The organism is Streptomyces sp. NPDC085931 (assembly GCF_044540565.1).
GTDB lineage: Bacteria > Actinomycetota > Actinomycetes > Streptomycetales > Streptomycetaceae > Streptomyces.
In genome coordinates this window covers 438195-454774 of record NZ_JBITSK010000002.1, presented here as the reverse complement: position 1 = coordinate 454774, position 16580 = coordinate 438195, and the positions used below count along the sequence as shown (strand labels likewise).

General features: G+C 73.2%; 18 protein-coding genes. 9 read left to right on the top strand and 9 right to left on the bottom strand.

Annotated elements, in window-relative coordinates; genetic code table 11:
• Window positions 1-35 precede the first annotated feature (35 nt).
• Window positions 36-434, top strand: a complete 399-nt coding sequence (locus ACIGAN_RS04930) for an STAS domain-containing protein (RefSeq protein WP_365740127.1) — start codon at window positions 36-38, stop codon at window positions 432-434.
• 31 nt (window positions 435-465) lie between these two features.
• Here ACIGAN_RS04930 and ACIGAN_RS04925 read toward each other — a convergent pair whose 3' ends face one another.
• On the bottom strand, window positions 466-1377 hold the full coding sequence (locus ACIGAN_RS04925; protein WP_399854897.1) for a hypothetical protein: 912 nt from the start codon (window positions 1375-1377) through the stop codon (window positions 466-468).
• Window positions 1378-1585: 208 nt separating this feature from the next.
• Between ACIGAN_RS04925 and ACIGAN_RS04920 the strand changes: the two genes are divergently transcribed.
• Both ACIGAN_RS04920 and ACIGAN_RS04915 read left to right on the top strand, forming a co-directional pair.
• A complete protein-coding gene (locus tag ACIGAN_RS04920) occupies window positions 1586-2113 on the top strand; it encodes an SMI1/KNR4 family protein (RefSeq protein ID WP_399854896.1) in 528 nt (175 codons plus the stop codon).
• Window positions 2114-2281: 168 nt separating this feature from the next.
• Window positions 2282-2485, top strand: a complete 204-nt coding sequence (locus tag ACIGAN_RS04915; RefSeq protein WP_201836437.1) for a cold-shock protein — start codon at window positions 2282-2284, stop codon at window positions 2483-2485.
• Window positions 2486-2583: 98 nt separating this feature from the next.
• On the opposite strand, the gene ACIGAN_RS04910 is transcribed toward ACIGAN_RS04915, so the two are convergent.
• From ACIGAN_RS04910 to ACIGAN_RS04895, 4 genes are all read right to left on the bottom strand, one after another.
• On the bottom strand, window positions 2584-2937 hold the full coding sequence (locus ACIGAN_RS04910) for a MerR family transcriptional regulator (RefSeq protein WP_365088258.1): 354 nt from the start codon (window positions 2935-2937) through the stop codon (window positions 2584-2586).
• Window positions 2938-2958: 21 nt separating this feature from the next.
• Complete coding sequence (locus ACIGAN_RS04905; RefSeq protein WP_399854894.1) at window positions 2959-3897, bottom strand: aldo/keto reductase; 939 nt, start codon at window positions 3895-3897, stop codon at window positions 2959-2961.
• Window positions 3898-4053: 156 nt separating this feature from the next.
• A complete protein-coding gene (gene fxsT, locus ACIGAN_RS04900) occupies window positions 4054-6078 on the bottom strand; it encodes an FxSxx-COOH system tetratricopeptide repeat protein (RefSeq protein ID WP_399854892.1) in 2025 nt (674 codons plus the stop codon).
• 114 nt (window positions 6079-6192) lie between these two features.
• Entirely contained in the window at window positions 6193-6675 is a 483-nt protein-coding gene (locus ACIGAN_RS04895; RefSeq protein ID WP_399854890.1) for a GNAT family N-acetyltransferase, read from the bottom strand.
• Between the two features lie 341 nt (window positions 6676-7016).
• Between ACIGAN_RS04895 and ACIGAN_RS04890 the strand changes: the two genes are divergently transcribed.
• Together ACIGAN_RS04890 and ACIGAN_RS04885 are read left to right on the top strand one after the other, a co-directional pair.
• Window positions 7017-7889: an MEDS domain-containing protein gene (locus ACIGAN_RS04890; protein ID WP_399854889.1), complete on the top strand. Its 873-nt coding sequence runs from the start codon at window positions 7017-7019 to the stop codon at window positions 7887-7889.
• Window positions 7889-8842 (top strand): anti-sigma factor RsbA family regulatory protein, encoded by a 954-nt coding sequence (locus ACIGAN_RS04885; protein ID WP_399854887.1) that lies wholly within the window; start codon window positions 7889-7891, stop codon window positions 8840-8842. The genes ACIGAN_RS04890 and ACIGAN_RS04885 overlap by 1 nt, the downstream gene beginning before the upstream one ends.
• A gap of 18 nt (window positions 8843-8860) precedes the next feature.
• Here the strand turns inward: ACIGAN_RS04885 and ACIGAN_RS04880 are convergent, their stop codons facing one another.
• Window positions 8861-10054 carry a PP2C family protein-serine/threonine phosphatase gene (locus ACIGAN_RS04880; protein ID WP_399854886.1) on the bottom strand — a complete coding sequence of 398 codons (1194 nt, stop codon included), beginning with the start codon at window positions 10052-10054 and terminating at the stop codon, window positions 8861-8863.
• A gap of 137 nt (window positions 10055-10191) precedes the next feature.
• Between ACIGAN_RS04880 and ACIGAN_RS04875 the strand changes: the two genes are divergently transcribed.
• Window positions 10192-10707, top strand: a complete 516-nt coding sequence (locus tag ACIGAN_RS04875) for an SPW repeat protein (RefSeq protein WP_399854885.1) — start codon at window positions 10192-10194, stop codon at window positions 10705-10707.
• 322 nt (window positions 10708-11029) lie between these two features.
• Here the strand turns inward: ACIGAN_RS04875 and ACIGAN_RS04870 are convergent, their stop codons facing one another.
• Window positions 11030-11731 carry an SDR family oxidoreductase gene (locus tag ACIGAN_RS04870; RefSeq protein ID WP_399854884.1) on the bottom strand — a complete coding sequence of 234 codons (702 nt, stop codon included), beginning with the start codon at window positions 11729-11731 and terminating at the stop codon, window positions 11030-11032.
• Window positions 11732-11887: 156 nt separating this feature from the next.
• Here ACIGAN_RS04870 and ACIGAN_RS04865 point away from each other — a divergent pair, with 156 nt between their 5' ends.
• Window positions 11888-12457 carry a TetR/AcrR family transcriptional regulator gene (locus ACIGAN_RS04865; protein WP_399854883.1) on the top strand — a complete coding sequence of 190 codons (570 nt, stop codon included), beginning with the start codon at window positions 11888-11890 and terminating at the stop codon, window positions 12455-12457.
• A 67-nt stretch (window positions 12458-12524) separates the two neighbouring features.
• On the opposite strand, the gene ACIGAN_RS04860 is transcribed toward ACIGAN_RS04865, so the two are convergent.
• Window positions 12525-13238: a maleylpyruvate isomerase N-terminal domain-containing protein gene (locus tag ACIGAN_RS04860; protein WP_399854881.1), complete on the bottom strand. Its 714-nt coding sequence runs from the start codon at window positions 13236-13238 to the stop codon at window positions 12525-12527.
• Between the two features lie 187 nt (window positions 13239-13425).
• Here ACIGAN_RS04860 and ACIGAN_RS04855 point away from each other — a divergent pair, with 187 nt between their 5' ends.
• Both ACIGAN_RS04855 and ACIGAN_RS04850 read left to right on the top strand, forming a co-directional pair.
• Window positions 13426-13875: a VOC family protein gene (locus ACIGAN_RS04855; RefSeq protein ID WP_399854879.1), complete on the top strand. Its 450-nt coding sequence runs from the start codon at window positions 13426-13428 to the stop codon at window positions 13873-13875.
• Between the two features lie 61 nt (window positions 13876-13936).
• Window positions 13937-15175 (top strand): ATP-grasp domain-containing protein, encoded by a 1239-nt coding sequence (locus ACIGAN_RS04850; protein WP_365744033.1) that lies wholly within the window; start codon window positions 13937-13939, stop codon window positions 15173-15175.
• 40 nt (window positions 15176-15215) lie between these two features.
• Here the strand turns inward: ACIGAN_RS04850 and ACIGAN_RS04845 are convergent, their stop codons facing one another.
• Window positions 15216-16487, bottom strand: a complete 1272-nt coding sequence (locus ACIGAN_RS04845; protein ID WP_399854878.1) for an MFS transporter — start codon at window positions 16485-16487, stop codon at window positions 15216-15218.
• Between the last annotated feature and the right edge of the window lie 93 nt (window positions 16488-16580).

The following is a 16580-nucleotide window of genomic DNA, read 5'->3' as shown; positions in this document are numbered from 1 at the left end:
CACCCGTCGACGAGTCCCCGCCCTCGCCAGGAGTGATGACCACCGTGTCCGACGCGCTCGACCTGACCGTCCAGCACATCGACGACCGCACCGCGGTCGTCGCCGTCCTGGGAGACGTGGACCTGCACACGGCCGTCTCGCTGCGCGCGAACGTCTCGGCGCTGCTGGCCGAGGGCGTACGGCACCTGGTGCTGGACCTGTCGCGCACGGAGTACATCGACTCGACCGGCCTCAGCACCTTCATCCGGCTCCTGCACGCGGCCCAGCGCAACGACGGCTCCCTGCGCCTCGCCGCCGTCCCCGAACGACTGGAGCGCATGGTGACCATGACCGGCATCGCCCAGCTGCTCCCGGTCCACACGACGGTCGACGAGGCGCTGAACGCCGGCCCGGCCGACTCCGCGACGGGCGAGCCGGGGCGCACCCCCGGCTGACGCGGCTCGCCCGCCGGCGGTGCGCCGGGGATCAGACCCGGGTGAGGCGGACGGCCACCGTCTCGCCGGCCGTCACCGGCTGGTCGTAGTCCGGGTCCGTCGCCGTCGCGCGGCCCTCGACCTCGACGTCGCCCCTCTGGAAGGGGACCGCGCCGGTGGGTACGGCCGTACCCGTCCAGGCGACCGGCGAGCCCGGGGTGCAGGCCACCGACGTGGCGAAGGAACCGCGGATGAGGTCCCGCTTCTTCACCTGCGTGACGTCGCCCGCCACGGTCACCTGCACCGGCTTGTTGCAGCTCACCGTGCCGTGCACGGTGGCCTTGCCGTTGAGGGAGCTGGCGGTGCCGTCCAGGGCGATGCCGAGGTCGAGACCGAGTTCGGCCGGCGGGGCCGGATTCTCGATGTGGACCTCGCCGCGCGCCGCGGGAGCGGCTCCCTCGCAGTGCTGCTCGAACGAGGCGTCGAGCTTCTTCACGTAGCCCTGGGGCCCGAACTCCACGGCGGAGACGGTGAAGGTGCCGGTGAGCCGGTTGCAGCCGCGGCCGTTGCCGCTGAGGTCCAGCCCGGGTTCGGTCGGCTCGTTGAACGGGTGGCGGGTGGCGCCGGTGTAGGTGCCCGGCGTGAGGACCTTGCCGGCGGGCGCCGCGAGGTCCAGGGACCACCAGTCCCCGTTCGCCCCGTCGACCCAGAGGCGGACCGCGTTGTTGGCGGTGTCGGCGGAGATGCTCAAGCGGTCCTGGGAGGCCGTGGAGTAGGCGTAGGACCGGCCACCGCTGATGTAGTCGCCCTCGTCGCCGCTGAAGGCGAAGGAGCCCTCGGTGACGGGCAGGGCGTGGGCCTCGGTGCCGGTGAGCAGGCCGGTGGTGCCGGTGGCCATGGCCAGTGCCAGCGCGAGGGTGGCGGTGGCACGGGCCAGGACGCGTCCGGGCAGAGTGAGGTTCAAGGATGTTCCCCCTGATGAGATGAGATGAGACCCCGTCGGCCGACGCGCGGCATCCGCTGCGTGGTCGCACGCCAATTCGCGTGTTCCGTCGGCGAGGCGAGTCTGCCAACCGGAGGGGCGGACGACAACTGTGTTTCAGGAGCGCCGAGTTGATGTTCCGGCCAACTCTCGGTGCGGGGACCGGCGCCGTGGTGGCTAGGGTGCGTCCGTGAACGAGACGACTGATTCCGACCGCCGTTTCCCGCCGGCCCTGGCCGACCTGGCCGGCACGGACATCGACCACGCCGACGGGACGGGCATCGACTTCGAGCCCTACGACGCCTTCGCACCGGCCGAGGAGACGACCGACTGGCTGCGGAGCTGGACCGGGGACGAAGGGCTCGACGGGGCGGCGTACCGGGTGTTCGGGCAGGACGGCACGGGTGGGCTCGCTGCCCTGTGGTGCGTGCGCCCCGGGCGGCCGCTGGAGGAGCAGCCGGTCGTCTTCCTGGGCTCGGAGGGCGCGGCGGGCGTCGTGGCCGGCGGCCTGTCGGACTTCCTGTGGCTGCTGGCGGCCGGGGTGGGGCCGATGGAGGCCGTGGAGTACGGCGCCACCACCGGCCGTCCGGACCCGCAGCTGGTCCGGTTGGCCGAGCGGCACGCGACCACTCCGCGCCGGCCGGCCGGCGAGATCGTCGCCGCCGCACGGGCGGAGTTCCCGGCGTGCGCCGCCGACATCGCGGCCCTGTGCCGCTGAGCGGACCCCCGCGCGGATCACCTTTTCGCGCGAGAGATCAAAATCAGGGAGTGGCAGTCGGATAATCGGCGGCCAGGGGGGTAGAACGGTCAGCGGGCGTCCTCCGGTGACGGCGGGCCCCACCCACAGAGCAGCCGGGACCCCTCGGCAATAGAGAAGGACAGCAGTATGGCCAGCGGCACCGTGAAGTGGTTCAACGCCGAAAAGGGCTTCGGGTTCATCGCCCAGGACGGCGGTGGCCCCGACGTCTTCGCCCACTACTCCAACATCACCGGGAACGGCTACCGGGAACTGGTCGAGGGCGAAGCGGTCACCTTCGACGTGACCCAGGGCCAGAAGGGTCCCCAGGCAGAGAACATCGTGCGCGGCTGACGCGGCAGGTTCGCGTCACCCGTTCCAGGTGGAGGGGCCCGGCATGTGCCGGGCCCCTCGCCGCGTCGGCGTCCGCGGCCGGCACAGCCGGTGTGCCGTCAGGCTCCGCCGTAGTAGGCGATCTTCTCGTCGAGGACCTTCATGGCCCGGTGCAGCGCCGCGACCCTCTCCTCCAGGGCCGTGCGCCGCTCGCGCAGGAACGCCACCCGGTCCTGCGCGGAGTGCTCGGCGCGCAGGACGGCGACGAAGCCGCGCAGGTCCGCGATGCCGAGTCCCGCCTCGCGGAAGCACGTCACCAGACCGATCCAGAAGAGATCGTCCTCCGTGTACTGCCTGCGGCCGCCGGCCGTGCGCCGTATCGGGCCGATGAGCCCTTCGCGTTCGTAGTAGCGCAGCGTGTCGAGGGAGACGCCGGTGCGCTCGGCGGCGGCCGCCGGGGTGAGGGTGGTCATGCAGCTCCTCCGTGATCGCCGCTACCGCGCCTGCGCGAAGCGCGCGACGTGCTCGTCTGCGAGCCGCACGTCGCGCGCGGCCAGCGCCTCCTCGATCTGCTCCACCCGGCTCGCACCGACGAGGGGCGCGATGCCCTGCCGCATCAGCCAGGCGAGGACGACCTGGTTCGGTGTGGCCGAGAGCTCGGCGGCGACCTCGCCCAGCACCGCGAGCACCCGCGTGGTCCCGGGGTGATCATAGGTGTCCGGCAGCGGCTTGTCCGCACGCACGTACGAACCCCACAGCAGTGCGCTGTAGGACCACACGGAGAGCCCTTCCGACCGCGCGAGGTCGAGGTCCTCGGCGGTGAGCATCCGGTGGCCGGCCTCCGCGAGGGGCGTGAGCGGACGCGGCTGCACCAGCGAGTGGCGCAACTGCAGGGCCGACCACGGCTCCACGCCCTGTTCCCGGGCGAGAGCCCGGGCTCGCTCGACGCGCCAGGCGGCATGGTTGGCGGCCCCGACGCGCAGGACCGTTCCCTTGGTGACCAGCTCGCCGAAGGCGCCGACCGTCTCCTCCAACGGCACGGAACGGTCCTCGGCATGCGCCCACAGCAGATCCACGTGGTCGACGCCGAGCCGGCCCAAGCTCTCCTCCACACCGGCGTGGACGGCGCGGGCGGACAGGCCTTCGGCGCTGTCCGGCCAGGAGTGCGGCACCAGCGGGTTGTGCCGGACCTTGGTCGCGATCCGCACCCGGTCCCGCAGGCCCGGGCGGGCCCGCAGCCAGGCGCCGATGAGGCGCTCGCTCGCGCCGCCGGTGCCCCTGGGGTCGTTCCAGAAGGAGTAGCAGTTGGCCGTGTCCAGCCAGACACCGCCGGAGGCGACGAAGGAGTCGAGGATCGCGAAGGCACGGCCGGGCTCGACGCGCGTGCCGAAGTCCATGGTCCCGAGGACGATCTCGGGTGCGGTGGTGTTCATGCCGCCCATGCTCGGATCTGGAGCGCGCTCCAGGTCAAGAGCGGGGACGGACGCCTCCTGACGGACTTCACCGGGTCAGCGGTGTCCCGGACGGGTGGGGTCGGCCGATCGGGCTTGCCCGGGGCGGGGTGCAGGCCGGCGGGAGGAACACGCGGGTCACCGGCTCAGGTCGGCCGCCAGGGCCTGGGCCTCTTCCGTCTTGGGGTGGCTCGCGCCGAGCTGGCCGCGCAGGATGTCCGCGCCCCGGCGCGCGGGTTCCCCGGCGGACGGGTCGTGCAGGGCGTGCCGGACCCTGGCTTCGAACAGCAGGGCATAGCCGATGTACAGGTGGTCCGGCGGATAGTGGGCCTCGCGGATCCGCAGCGCCCGCCGGATGTGCGGCAGGGCCGTCTCCGGGTCGCCCAGCTCGTGGTGGACCGTCGCCAGGGCGATCAGATCGAAGCTCACATACGGGTCGTCCGGCCCGTGCGCGGCTTCGTCGATCCGCAGCGCCCGCTCGGCCAGGGGCAGCGCCGCCCGGTGCTCGGCGAGCATGCACAGCGTCCTTGCGAGGGTCGCCAGATCCGTGGCGATGGCCGGGCTGCCGGCGGGCAGACAGGACTCGTGCACCCGCAGCGCCCGCTCGGCCAGGGGACGTGCGGTCCCCGGCGCCCCGAGGTCCCGGTGGATCTGTGCCAGGGTGATCAGGTCGAAGCCGACCTCGGCGTCCCGGCCGTCGAGGGACTCGTCGAGCGCGAGGGCGCGTTCGCACAGGGGCAGCGCCCCCGCGCGGTCGCCGATCGCGAGGAGGAACTCGGACGCCAGCCGCAGCAGTGAGGCCGTCGCGGGAGCGTGCGCGGGGGACGGGTCCTCCTTGGTGACGGCCAGCACGTGGGGGAGCAGCCGGTGCCAGCGCGGCCGGGCGTCCGCGTCCCCGTGGACATCGTGCGGCACGGCCTCCAGCAGGGCACGGCCGAGCCGGGCCCGGGCCGTGGCGATCGCCTCGGGCGTCATCGTCGCCCGGACGGCCGCCTGCACCAGCCGGTGCAGCACCAGGGCGGAGTCCTCGCGCCGCGCCAGGCCGAGACCGGCCAGCGAACCGACCGTCGTGTCCCACGTCAGCGGGTCCCGCGCCGCCGTGAGCAACGGCTCCGGTCCGTCGGTGAAGAGGGTGAGCGGGACGGGCTCCGGGGCCAGCAGGGCACACAGCTCCAACAGCTCCACGGCTTCCGGCCGTTGCTCCTGGAGCCTGCGCACACTCAACTGCCACAGGGTCGCCACGACCACCGTCGGCCGGTCGGCCGTCTCGCCCCGCGCGATCATGTCCTCCAAGCGCGTCGCCAGCAGCGCCGCATACGCGTCGGGAGCCGTCCCGTTGAAGTCCATGTACCCCGCGGCCTGCTCCAACGCCAATGGCAGATCGCCTAGTTGCTCCGCGATCCGGTCCGCCGTGCCGGCGCTCGTGCCGGGCACGCGCCGCATGAGCAGGTCGACGGACTCCTTCCGCGTGAACACCTCCAGGTCCATCACCTCGGCCACGCCCGACCATGTGTTCAGCCGGGTCGTGACGAGAACGTGGCCGTTCCTCGCCAGGTCGCCGGACGGCAGGGCGTGCAGCAGCGTTCCCGGCTTCTCGGCGTTGTCGAAGACGATCAGCCACGGCCGGCGGTCCCGCAGCGTGGCGTACACCCCTGACACGACCTGCTCCGAGCCCGCGTCCACCACCCCCAACTCGCGGGCCAGCGCCGCGAACTGCGCGGCCAGCAGGTCGGGTTCCTCCGCGTCGACGAACGCCACGAACCGGTACTTCGACAGATGACGGTAGGCGTACTCGACGGCGAGCTGCGTCTTGCCCACGCCGCCCAGCCCGCGCACGGCCACCGTCGTGACCTCACCCGCCGAACCGAGCCGCCGCCGCAGCTCCCGCAGCGCGGCGTCGCGGCCGGTGAAACGGGTGTTGCGGGGCGGCAGTCGGTACGTCGCCGGCGGGGCCGGGCGGTGGCGGGGCCGGTCACCGCGCGGGTCGGGCCGCACCCCCAGCCAGGCGAGCGGAACCAGCAGCAGGAGCACCACCCAGGGGTGCAGCCGCACGAAGTCCAGCGGGCCCGGCCAACGACTCTGCCCCGAGGCGGCGTTGAAGGCCAGACTGCCGACGAACAACACCAGCAGACCGGCCACCGAGCCGACCAGCCTGCGCCACATGGGCTTCCTCCCGGTCGCGACGACGACGGCCGACGTGATCGTAGCCGAGGAGCGGCCCGCCGGGGCCGCCGTGCCCGGAGTTCCCCGGGGCCGTGCCCGAGGGCGGATCGGCGGCTACGACAGCACGATCTCCAACTCGGGCCGGTCCCACGCCACGGCGGGCGGGTTCGCCAGGACGGTCCCGGTGCGCACCGCGCCCACACTGCGGTAGAAACCCTCGGCCGGGGGATGCGACACCACCCGGACCCGGTCCAGCCGCGCCGCGCGCGCCTCGGCCTTCATGTGCTCGACGAGCAGGCGGCCGATCCCGCGCCCCTGCGACCCGTCCTGGACGAAGAGCAGGTCCAGTTCCGGCGGCTCGAGGATCAGCGCGTAGAAGCCGAGCACCCGGCCCGCGCACTCACCGGCGTCGACGGCCACGAAGACGCGATGCGTCGCGATGTAGTCGGCGCCCACGCGGTAGTCCGAGACCATCGACGCGTACGGGCCCTCGTAGGCGCGCGAGCCGCGCACCAGTCGGGTGAGCCGCTTGGCGTCCCGGGCGACAGCCCGCCGTACGACGGTCTCGCCGCGCCGGGATGTCATGGGTGCACGCATGCAGGGCATGTTACGCAACCGCGCGTCCCCCGCACCGGACAGCCGTACCCGCCGTGCCCGCACCCGGCCGTTCCGCGGCGGGCGGGGGAGTAGCCTCGGCGGTACGCGGAGATCGGTTCCCGGGAGCCCGTCAGCGCGAGGCTCCCTCGGTTCTACCACGAGCTGGGGGAGCTGCCCCGGGCGAGGACGGCGCCGCGTCATCCGCCGGGCGCCTCACGGGAGCGGCTCCGCGCATTCCGGCCGGCCGCCACCGGCTGGCGTCGCGGCCTGTAGTGTGCTTGTCCGACACGGTACGTCCAGGCGGACGCATCCGGTCGGGACAGAGAGGCGGAGTGGTTCCGATGAACGACACATCCGTCTCCGCGGGCGCGGAAGCGGCGGGGGACAGGCATTCGAGTGTGGTGTTCTCCACCGACGCCGAGTGGGCCGACCACATGGTCGGCTTCGTCCGGACGGGGCTGCGGCGCGACGAGCAGGTGCAGTACTTCGCCGACACCACCGACCCCGGGCTCGTCATGCGCACCCTGACCGACCGCGGCATCGACGCCGACTCCGCCGTGCGCCGGGGCCGCCTGGTGGTGACGACCGCCGCCGAGACCTACCTGGCGGGGGCCGCCTTCGATCCGGACGCGATGGTGGGGCTGTGGCACGAGGCCGTCGCGGCCGCCACGGCACACGGACACGCGGGCCTGCGGGCCATCGGCGAGATGTCCTGGGGCGCCCGTGACGTGGCCGGTGCCGAACGGCTGCTGGAATACGAGTTGCGGATCCACGACGAGGTCTTCGCCCGGCTGCCCTTGACCGCCTGGTGCTTCTACGACCGGCGTCTGCTGCCCCACGATCTCCTCGACGTGCTGGCGGGAGCCCATGTGACCCGGCGCGGGGCGCACGCGCGCCCGGACCGGAAGCCGGGCCTGGCGGTCGTTCCCCTGGCCGACCGCCCCGGACTGCGGCTCGCCGGATCGGCCGGATACGAGAACCGGCAGGTCACCGCCTCCGCGGCGGCCGCCCTCGCCCGGACTCCGGCCCGGCGCGTGACCCTGGACCTGACGGACCTCGACCACCTCGACGCCGCGGCGCTGGCCGACCTCGCCCACGCGGCGCTACGGCGCTCCTCCGACGCGCCCGTTCAGGTCCTCGGGGCGCCCCTGGCGCTGACGCGCATCCTGGAGCTCTTCCCCGAGTTCGGCAGCGGTCTGGAGTTGGCCGGCTGATGACGACGCTGACACGGCCGTCGCCAGGCCGGGACCACGACGCCGCCTTCCACCACCCCGCCGTCTTCTACTCCACGCGGGAGGAGTACCTGGAGGGCGTCGGGGAGTTCATCCGTGCCGAGGCGTCCCGAGGCCGCCCCGTGCTGGTGGCCGTGCCCGGCGAGCGCCTGACCCTGCTGCAGGAGGCGCTCGGCGCCGATCACCCGCAGATCACCTGGGTCGACATGCGGCAGGCCGGCCGCAACCCCGGGCGGATCCTGTCGATGCTGCAGGACTTCGCCGACCGCAACCGCACCGGACACCCGTCCCTCGTGGGCGAGCCGATCTGGGTGGGGCGCACCGCCGAGGAGGCCCGGGAGGCCACCCGGCACGAGGCACTGATCAACCTGGCTTTCGCCCACCGCGACGCCACGATCCTGTGCCCGTACGAGACCGCGCTGCCCGAGCCGGTGCTGGCCCAGGCGGGCCGCACCCATCCCGTCATCGCCGGTTCCGGCGGCTACCGGCCGAGCCCGGCGCACACGGACCCGCACGAGGTCTGCCGGGACTGTGACACGCCCCTGCCCGAACCCGCGGACGCCACCGTTGTCCACTTCGGGGAGCAGGAGCTGGCGAGCGTCCGGGACACCGCACGGGAGTGGGCCGAGAGGGAGGGCCTGTCCCCGCGCCGCGGCACCGACTGGCTGCTGGCCGTCAGCGAGGCGACCAGCAACTCCGTCCGGCACGGTGGCGGCAAGGGCACGCTGCGGCTCTGGCGCGACGCGCGGTCGGTGATCGCCGAGGTCCGCGACCGCGGCCGGATGACCGATCCGCTGATCGGCAGGCAGCGCCCCGACCCGTTCTCGGCGGCCGGCGGCCGGGGCGTGTGGATGATGCACCAGCTCTGCGACCTGGTGGAGATGCGCACGCTCCCCACCGGTCTCACGGTGCGCCTGCGCATGACGGTCGACTGACCGGCCCGTCGCGTCGTGTCAGGCGCCGGCCTGCGGCGCTGCGGCCCGCGGGGCGGGGCCGTGCCAGTCGAGGCACAGGACGGTGGCGTCGTCCCGCACCTGGCCCTGGCAGGCGTCGGTGACCGCGGCGACCATGGCGCGCACGGCCTCGCGGGGGTGCTCGTCGGCGGTGTCACGGAGGAGGCCGGCCAGATCCACGGCCTTCGCTTGGCGTTCCTGCATGCCGTCGGTGTACAGCACGAGGCGGTCGCCGGGGCGCAGGTCGAGGTCCTGCACCCGGTAGGGGCCCTGCATGGCGAGCCCGAAGGGGAGATTGATGTGCAGCTTGATCTCCTCGACCGCGCCGTCGCGCAGCCGCAGCGGCCACGGGTGGCCGGCGTTCACGAGCTGGGCACCGGTCCCGTCCAGGGCGATGCGCAGCAACTGCCCGGTGGCGAAGGTGCGGCGGCCGTGTCGGAGCAGGGCCTGGTGCGTCCGGCGCGCCTGCTCGGCGAGGTCGGCGCCGGCGCGGCGGGCGCCGCGTGAGGCGTTGACCAGGAGGGTGGCCATGAGGGAGGCGTCGACGTCGTGCCCCATGGCGTCGGTGATGGACAGGTGCAGGGTGTCCTCGTCGAGGCTGTAGTCGTAGGTGTCACCGGCGATGTCGGAGGCCGGGACCAGTGCTCCGGCCAGGGAGAACTCGGAGGCATCGCACGAGGGCGCGGACGGCAGCAGCTGGCGCTGGATCTCCGCGGCGAGAGTGACCTCGGCGGTGCGGTTGCCCCAGTGGTAGAGGTCGGTGAAGCGGCGGTCGGTGACGATGATGTACGCCAGGGCGTGCGCGGCCTCCTCGACCTGCTCCAGCACGTCCTGTGAGGCATGGGAGAGGCGCAGCTCCAGCACCCCGATGGCGTCGCCGCGGTTGGTGACGGGGGCCAGCACCCGCTGCCCCTGGGCGCCCTCCGGCACCTGGACCGTCTTCTGGGTGCGCAGGACCTCGTCGTACGCGCTGCCGGCCAGGAGGACCTGGTCCGCGTCGCGTTCCTGCGGGCTCGCCCGCTCCTCGTGGACCCGCAGCAGGCGCCGGCCGACCACGTCCACGAACAGGAACGACACATAGCGGGCATCGAACCGTTCGCGGAGATTGTGCGCCACCACATCGAGTGAACGCACCGGCGGGGCGGCCTCCGCCGCCGTCAGCACCTCGCCGAGCCCCATCCGATCCCGCTCCACACCAGCCTCCTCAAGGTTACGAATCCTCCTTCCCCGCCCACGACTCCTACACCTGGCATCGGCATATGCATGGTCGATTGGTGGCGATTGAGGCCGTTCAAGCCGGTTTTATCCCGCTTTTACGGGTACGCGGCGGCATGTCAGGGAACATCTCGCTGCTGGAGGCGGTCGTGAGCTACAACCAACCCACCATGGAGTCCCACCCCGACATCCTCGAGATGCGGGCCCGGCACGAGCGGGCGGCGACCACGCCGCGCGCGCAGGCGATCGAGGCCCTGGGTGTGATCACCGGACTGTATCTGGCGGCGTCGCCCTGGATAGCGGGCTTCAACGGCTTCTCCACCCTGGCCGTGACCAACCTGATCGTCGGCATCTCCTACGCGCTGCTGATGGGCGGTTTCGGGCACGCTTTCGAGCGCACGCACAGCATGGCGTGGGCCGCCGCGGCGCTCGGCGCGTGGACGATCGTCGCGCCGTGGGTGGTGGCGGGCGAGGTGGACACGACCCGGACCATCACCAACAACGTGATCGTCGGAGTGATCGCCTGTCTGCTGGCCCTCGCGGCAGCCGCCGGCGCGAACATGCCCTCCGGCCGTCGTGCACGCGGCGCCTCCGGCTACGGCAGCCACGACTCAGGCCCCGCCGAGCGGTGACCGACCGGCCGCGTGCGGGCGTCAGGCCCGCAGCGGCCCGGCCGGAGTGGGCCGGTGGCCGCGGCTACTCGGCCTGCTCTGCAGCGGCCGCTCCCGGTGTCGTGCTCGCGCGCGGATCAAATCATGGCCGCGGCGGGACCGTGCGCCGCGAGGGCGGCCCGCCGCCGGTCGGCACCGGTGCCGATTCGCGGCCGCCGGTGCGCGAGGGTCGTGACCAGCCGGGTGCCACCGGGAGCGCTCCTCGTCGCGCCCGGGTCGTCCGGTGCGACGCGCCGCCCGGAACCCGGCCGGGCGTCTCCTCCGTTTCCCGGTACTGCCGGTCCTAGCGGGCCAGCTGGGGATACAGCCCGGTCAGGTCGCCGGCCAGGCCCGCCTTGACCTGACGTGAGACGTCGTCGGCGAGCACCTCGTACGCGCCCTTCTCGACGCCGTCGAGGGCGAGGGCGGCGACGTCGCGGGGGTCGGACTTGGGTGCGTCGACGTGTGCCGCCAAGTCCGTGTCCACGTAGCCCACGTGCAGTCCGGTGACGGCGATGCCGCGCGGCCGCAGTTCCAGGCGCAGGGAGTTGGTCTGCGACCACAGGGCGGCCTTGGAGGCGCTGTAGGAGCCGCTGATGGCCAGCCAGGAGAGGACGGAGTGCACCGTGAGGACGTGGCCGCCGCCGTTGCGTTCGATGATCGGCGCGAAGGCGCGGGTCACGAGCAGCGGGCCGTAGAAGTTGGTCTCGAACTCCCGGCGCACGTCGTCCACGGGGGAGTCGAGGAAGGAGGCGCCGACCACGGCGCCGGCGTTGTTGATCAGCACGGTGACGTCGTCCGCCCGTGCGGCGGCCGCCGCGACGGAGGCCGGGTCGGTGACCTCCAGGGCCACGGGGACCGCGTCGGGGTGTGTGACCGAACGCGGGTCGCGGGCCGTGGCGTAGACCTTGGCGGCGCCGCGTGCGTACAGCTCCTCCACCAGTGCCTTGCCGATGCCCCGGCTGCCGCCGGTGACGAAGACGTTGACGCCCTTGAGAGCGGTCATGACTGCCTCCACGCAGTGAGAAACCGATCGGTTTCCTCGTACGGTAAACCGATCGGTTTCCGGACTGCAAGCGGGGGTGGGGCCGGGGTGCCTCAGGGGAAACCGGTGGAAACCGATCAGTTTTCATTCCGTCCGGAATCGCGTTAACCTCGCGCCATGACGACCGATGTGAGACCCAGCCCCCGGGAGCGGCTGCTGGAGGCGGCGGCCACGCTCACCTACCGAGACGGCGTCGGCATCGGCGTCGAGGCGCTCTGCAAGGCGGCGGGGGTCTCGAAGCGCTCCATGTACCAGTTGTTCGAGAGCAAGGACGAACTGCTCGCGGCGAGTCTGGAGCGGCGTACGTCTGTCTACGTGGACGCACTCCTGCCCGCTGCGGACGACGGCCGCTCTCCCCGGGAGCGGATCCTGCACGTCTTCGAGCGGGTGGAGGAGCAGTCGGGCGCGCCCGAGTTCCACGGCTGCCCGTTCCTGGCCGCGCAGATCGAGCTCAAGGACCGGAACCACCCCGCGAGCCGGGTCGCCCATCAGGTCAAGGAGCGCCTGACCGCCTTCTTCCGGGACGAGGCCGCACAGGGCGAGGCGGGCGATCCCGCTCTGCTGGCCCGGCAGCTCAGCCTGGTCTTCGACGGGGCCAGCGCCCGGGCCGGCATCGGAGCCGACACGCTGCGCGGACTCGTCGCCCCCACGGTGACCACGCTGCTCGACGCGGCGGGCGTGCGCTGAGGCGGGTGACCGACCGCGTACTCCGGCGGGCCGGTCGTCGTCCCCGGTCGTGCCGCAGTGGCGCGGGTCAGATCCACGGGGGCAGGGCGGGCAGGCCGTCGGGGGCGTCCAGGGCGTCGCCGGTGCCGCGGCCGCTGCACCAGGCGAGGAGATCCGCTCGTGTCCCGGACACCACACGTGTGCCGTCACCGAACCGGGCCAGTTCCACGCCGTCGGCATCGCGCACGATGAACGAGGGCACACCGGCGGCTCGGGCGTAGTGGCCGAGGACGTCGTCCAGGACGATGTCGCGCGCCGCCGGCGGGATGTCCGCCACCTCGTGCCCGACGTCCAGATCGACCAGGTGCAGGGTGAGTTCGCGCAGCCGGATGACGAGGATGCGGCGGGCTGTGCACACCTCGCCGGTGAACGGTACGACGACGGCGTCCCAGGCGGCGTCGGGCAGCGTCTCGACCGCGCGCTGCCAGTGCGCGGCGCTGGTGCGCACCCGGGCGGCGAGCTCGGTGGCGGGCAGACGGGCCCCCGCCTCGATCTCCGCATCCCGGGCCTCGCGGCCGGCGTACTGCTCGGTCCTGACGCCGGTGCGCGCCCAGGCGAGGAGGCGTTCGAGGGCGGGTGCCTGGGCGGCGAGATGACTGAGCACATGGGCCCGGGTCCAGCCCGGCAGCCGGGACGGCGCGCGTACGCCCGGGTCGTCGAGGCCGTCCACCGCCGCCAGGAGCCGGCCGACGGCACCGCTGAGCAGGTGGAAGGCGGCCGGGCCGGGGGTGATCTCCGTCATGGGGCTGCCTCCGGGAAGTGGTGAGGACGGCGTGACCCTGATTTCCGCATTTCGGAATACAATTTCCGTTTCCCTCGAAGCTGCCACACTCGGCCGATGTCTGTCCAGGGCGTCGTGCCGTCGGCGCCGGTCGGCGGTTCCCCCGAGTGGGCCGTTCGGAGCGGGCCGGGCCGGGCACCTGGAGTCCATGACCGACGACGCAAGCCGCCTGCGGCTGGTGCAGACCGTGATCGACAGCACCGACGCCCGCACCCTCGCCGAGTTCTACCGGTCCCTGCTGGGCCTCGTGTACGCGGAAGGGGACGAACCGCCCCCGGCCGGCCAGCCGGACGAGCACGGCAGGGACTGGCTCGTCCTGCGCAACCCCGGCGGCGGACCGCAGCTCGCCTTCCAGCAGGTGGAGCGACTGCGCGCACCGGACTGGCCCGACGGCGCGGTGCCCCAGCAGATGCATCTCGACCTGAGCGTCGCCTCGCTGGAGGAACTGCGCGACCAGCACGAGCGCGTGCTCGCCCTCGGCGGCAGCCTGCTCAGCAACCGCGACCGGCCCGACCCCGACGACGAGGAGCGTTTCCGCGTCTACCGGGACCCCGAGGGCCACCCGTTCTGCATCTTCGTCGCCGAGCGGGACACCTAGGGAGCCCTCCGGAGGACGCCGCCGGGGGACTCGCCCGGCGGCGCACGGGTAACCGGGGCCCATGACCATCGGACACCTGCTCGTGATCACGCCCGGCATCCGCGCCTACCGCGAGTACCTGCTGCGGTCGATCAGCCGCGACTTCCGCGTCCACCTGGTGCTGGCCCAACCCCCCACCTGGGAACGGGCGTACATCGCCGGCCACACCGTGGTCGCCGACCTGGCCGACGTCGACGGCCTCGTGCGGGTCGCCCGGGCGGTCGACGCCGAGCGGGCGCTGGACGGCGTCATCTGCTGGGACGAGACCTGGATCGAGCAGACCGCGCACGTGGCCGCCGCGTTAGGACTGCCGGGAGGCGACCCGCGGTGCGTCGAGCGCTGCCGGGACAAGCACCGCACGCGTGCGGCCCTCGACGCCGGCGGGGTGCCGCAGCCGCGCTCGGTGCTCGTCTCCGGGCGCGAGGAGGCCCTCGCGGTGGCCGCGGACATCGGCTACCCGGTCGTCGTCAAGCCGCGGGCCCTGGCCGGAAGCTTCGGGGTGGTACGGGCCGACACCCCGGCCGGCCTGGCGGAGGCCGTCGCGTTCACGGACGCCAGCGGCGCGTGGGCGCCCGACCTTCCGACACACGAACGGAACATCCTGGTCGAGGAGTTCGCCCGGGGGCCGGAGATCAGCGTCGACAGCGTGATCCACCGCGGCACCGTGACCCCGGTCTGCCTCGCCCGCAAGCAGGTCGGTTTCGAGCCCTACTTCGAGGAGACCGGGCACGTCGTCGACCCGGACGACCCGCTGTGGTCCGACCCGACGCTGGCGGACGTGGTCGTGCGGACGCACGCCGCGCTGGGCTTCGGCGACGGCGTGACCCACACGGAGATCAGGCTGACGCCGACCGGGCCGAAGGTCATCGAGGTCAACGCCCGGATCGGCGGGGGCATGATCCCCCTGCTGAACCTCATGGGCGGTGGCCCCGACCTCGCGCTCGCCGCGGCCGACATCGCCTGCGGCAGACCGCCCGGGCTGCGGACGGCCGACGCAGCGCGCCGGGTCGCCGCCATCCGCTTCTACTACCCGCCCGAGGACGACTGCGTCATCGCGGACGTCCGCTTCGAGAAGCCGGGGCTGCCGGAGCAGGTGGTGCGCTGCGGGCCGCTGGCGGCGGCGGGGGAGGTCAAGTCGCCCCCGCCCCGCGGTCTGATGGACGGCCGGGTCGCCTACGCGATCGCCCTGGGCGCCGACGCCGACACCTGCCGTGCCGCGCTGGACAAGGCGGGGCACGCCCTGCGGGTGGACGTGGCCTGAGACCGCGCGGGCCGGAGCCGGCCCCCGGCCCGCCGGTCCGTCAGGACGTGCTGGTCGGTGCGGTGGCCCGGGCCTCCTCGGGAGGCTCGGGCCGGATGCTCTCCAGGGTGCGGACCGTGCGCAGCGGCGACAGGATCAGGAAGAGACTGGTGCTCAGCAGCCCCACGGTCCCCACCACCAGCGCCCCGCGCAGCCCCAGGTGGGTGCCCAGCCAGCCCCCGAGCAGCGAGCCGACCGGCTTCATGCCCAGGGCGACGAACAGGTACGCGGCGTTGGTGCGCCCCAGCAGCCGCTCCGGGGTCACCGTCTGACGGATCGTCATGGTGTGCACGTTGCAGGCGGTGATGCCGAAGCCCTGCACGAAGAAGGCGACGGCCAGGAGGGGAGCCGCCCAGGTGCCGCGGTGCGCCGCCGGCAGCAGCAGCGGGGCCAGGTCGCCGATCACCGCGGCGATCACCAGCGTGCGGCCCAGGCCCACCCGGTGCGCGAGACGGTCGGTGAACGCCGCGCCCAGCAGTGCGCCCACGGCGCCGACGGACAGCACCAGGCCCAGCGTCCCCGGGCTCATGTCGAGTTCCTTCACCGCGAACAGGGTGAGGATCGTCAGGACGATCTGCCAGCACAGGTTGTAACTTGCGGCCTCGCCGAGGGTGGCCCGCAGGTAGGGGCTGGAGAAGGTGAAGCGGAAACCCTCGGTCACCTGGGACCATAACGGCGCCGGGTCGACGCGCACGGGCTTCTCGCGCTTGCGCACGGCCGAGACGCCCAGCGCGGAGGCGAGGTACGAGACCGCGTCGACGAGCAGGGCGAACGGCGCCCCGACCACCTGCACCAGCGCGCCGCCCAGCCCCGGGCCGCCGATCTCCGCCACCGACTCGCTCGCCGTGAGGCGGGAGTTGGCGCCGGTCAGGTGCTCCGCTGGCACGATCGCCGGCAGGTACGAGCGGTAGGCGATGGTGAAGAACACCCGCGCGGTCCCGGCCGCGCAGGCCAGCGCCAGCAGCCGGCCGAACGTCAGCTGGTCCAGCGCCGCCAGCAGGGGGATGGCGCCGATCGACACCGCCTGCCCCAGACTGGAGAGGATCAGCACGCCGCGCCGCTGCCACCGGTCGACCAGGACGCCGACGGGCAGACCGAGGACGACGTACGGGGCGAACGTCAGCGCGCCCAGCAGCCCCAGTTGTGCCGGATCGGCGTCGAGGGTGAGCACCGCGGTCAGCGGCATGGCCAGCTGGTACACCTGGGTGCCGACCAGCGAGGCGGTCTCGCCCGCCCAGACGAAGTTGAAGTCCCTGCGCCAGCCTTCGGCCACGATGCTCCCCTAGGTGTCGGTCCTGTCGCCGGTACCGTGCGGCACCGGCGCCGCCGCCCCCGGGAGGACAGGCCCGGGAACGGCGGTGAGACT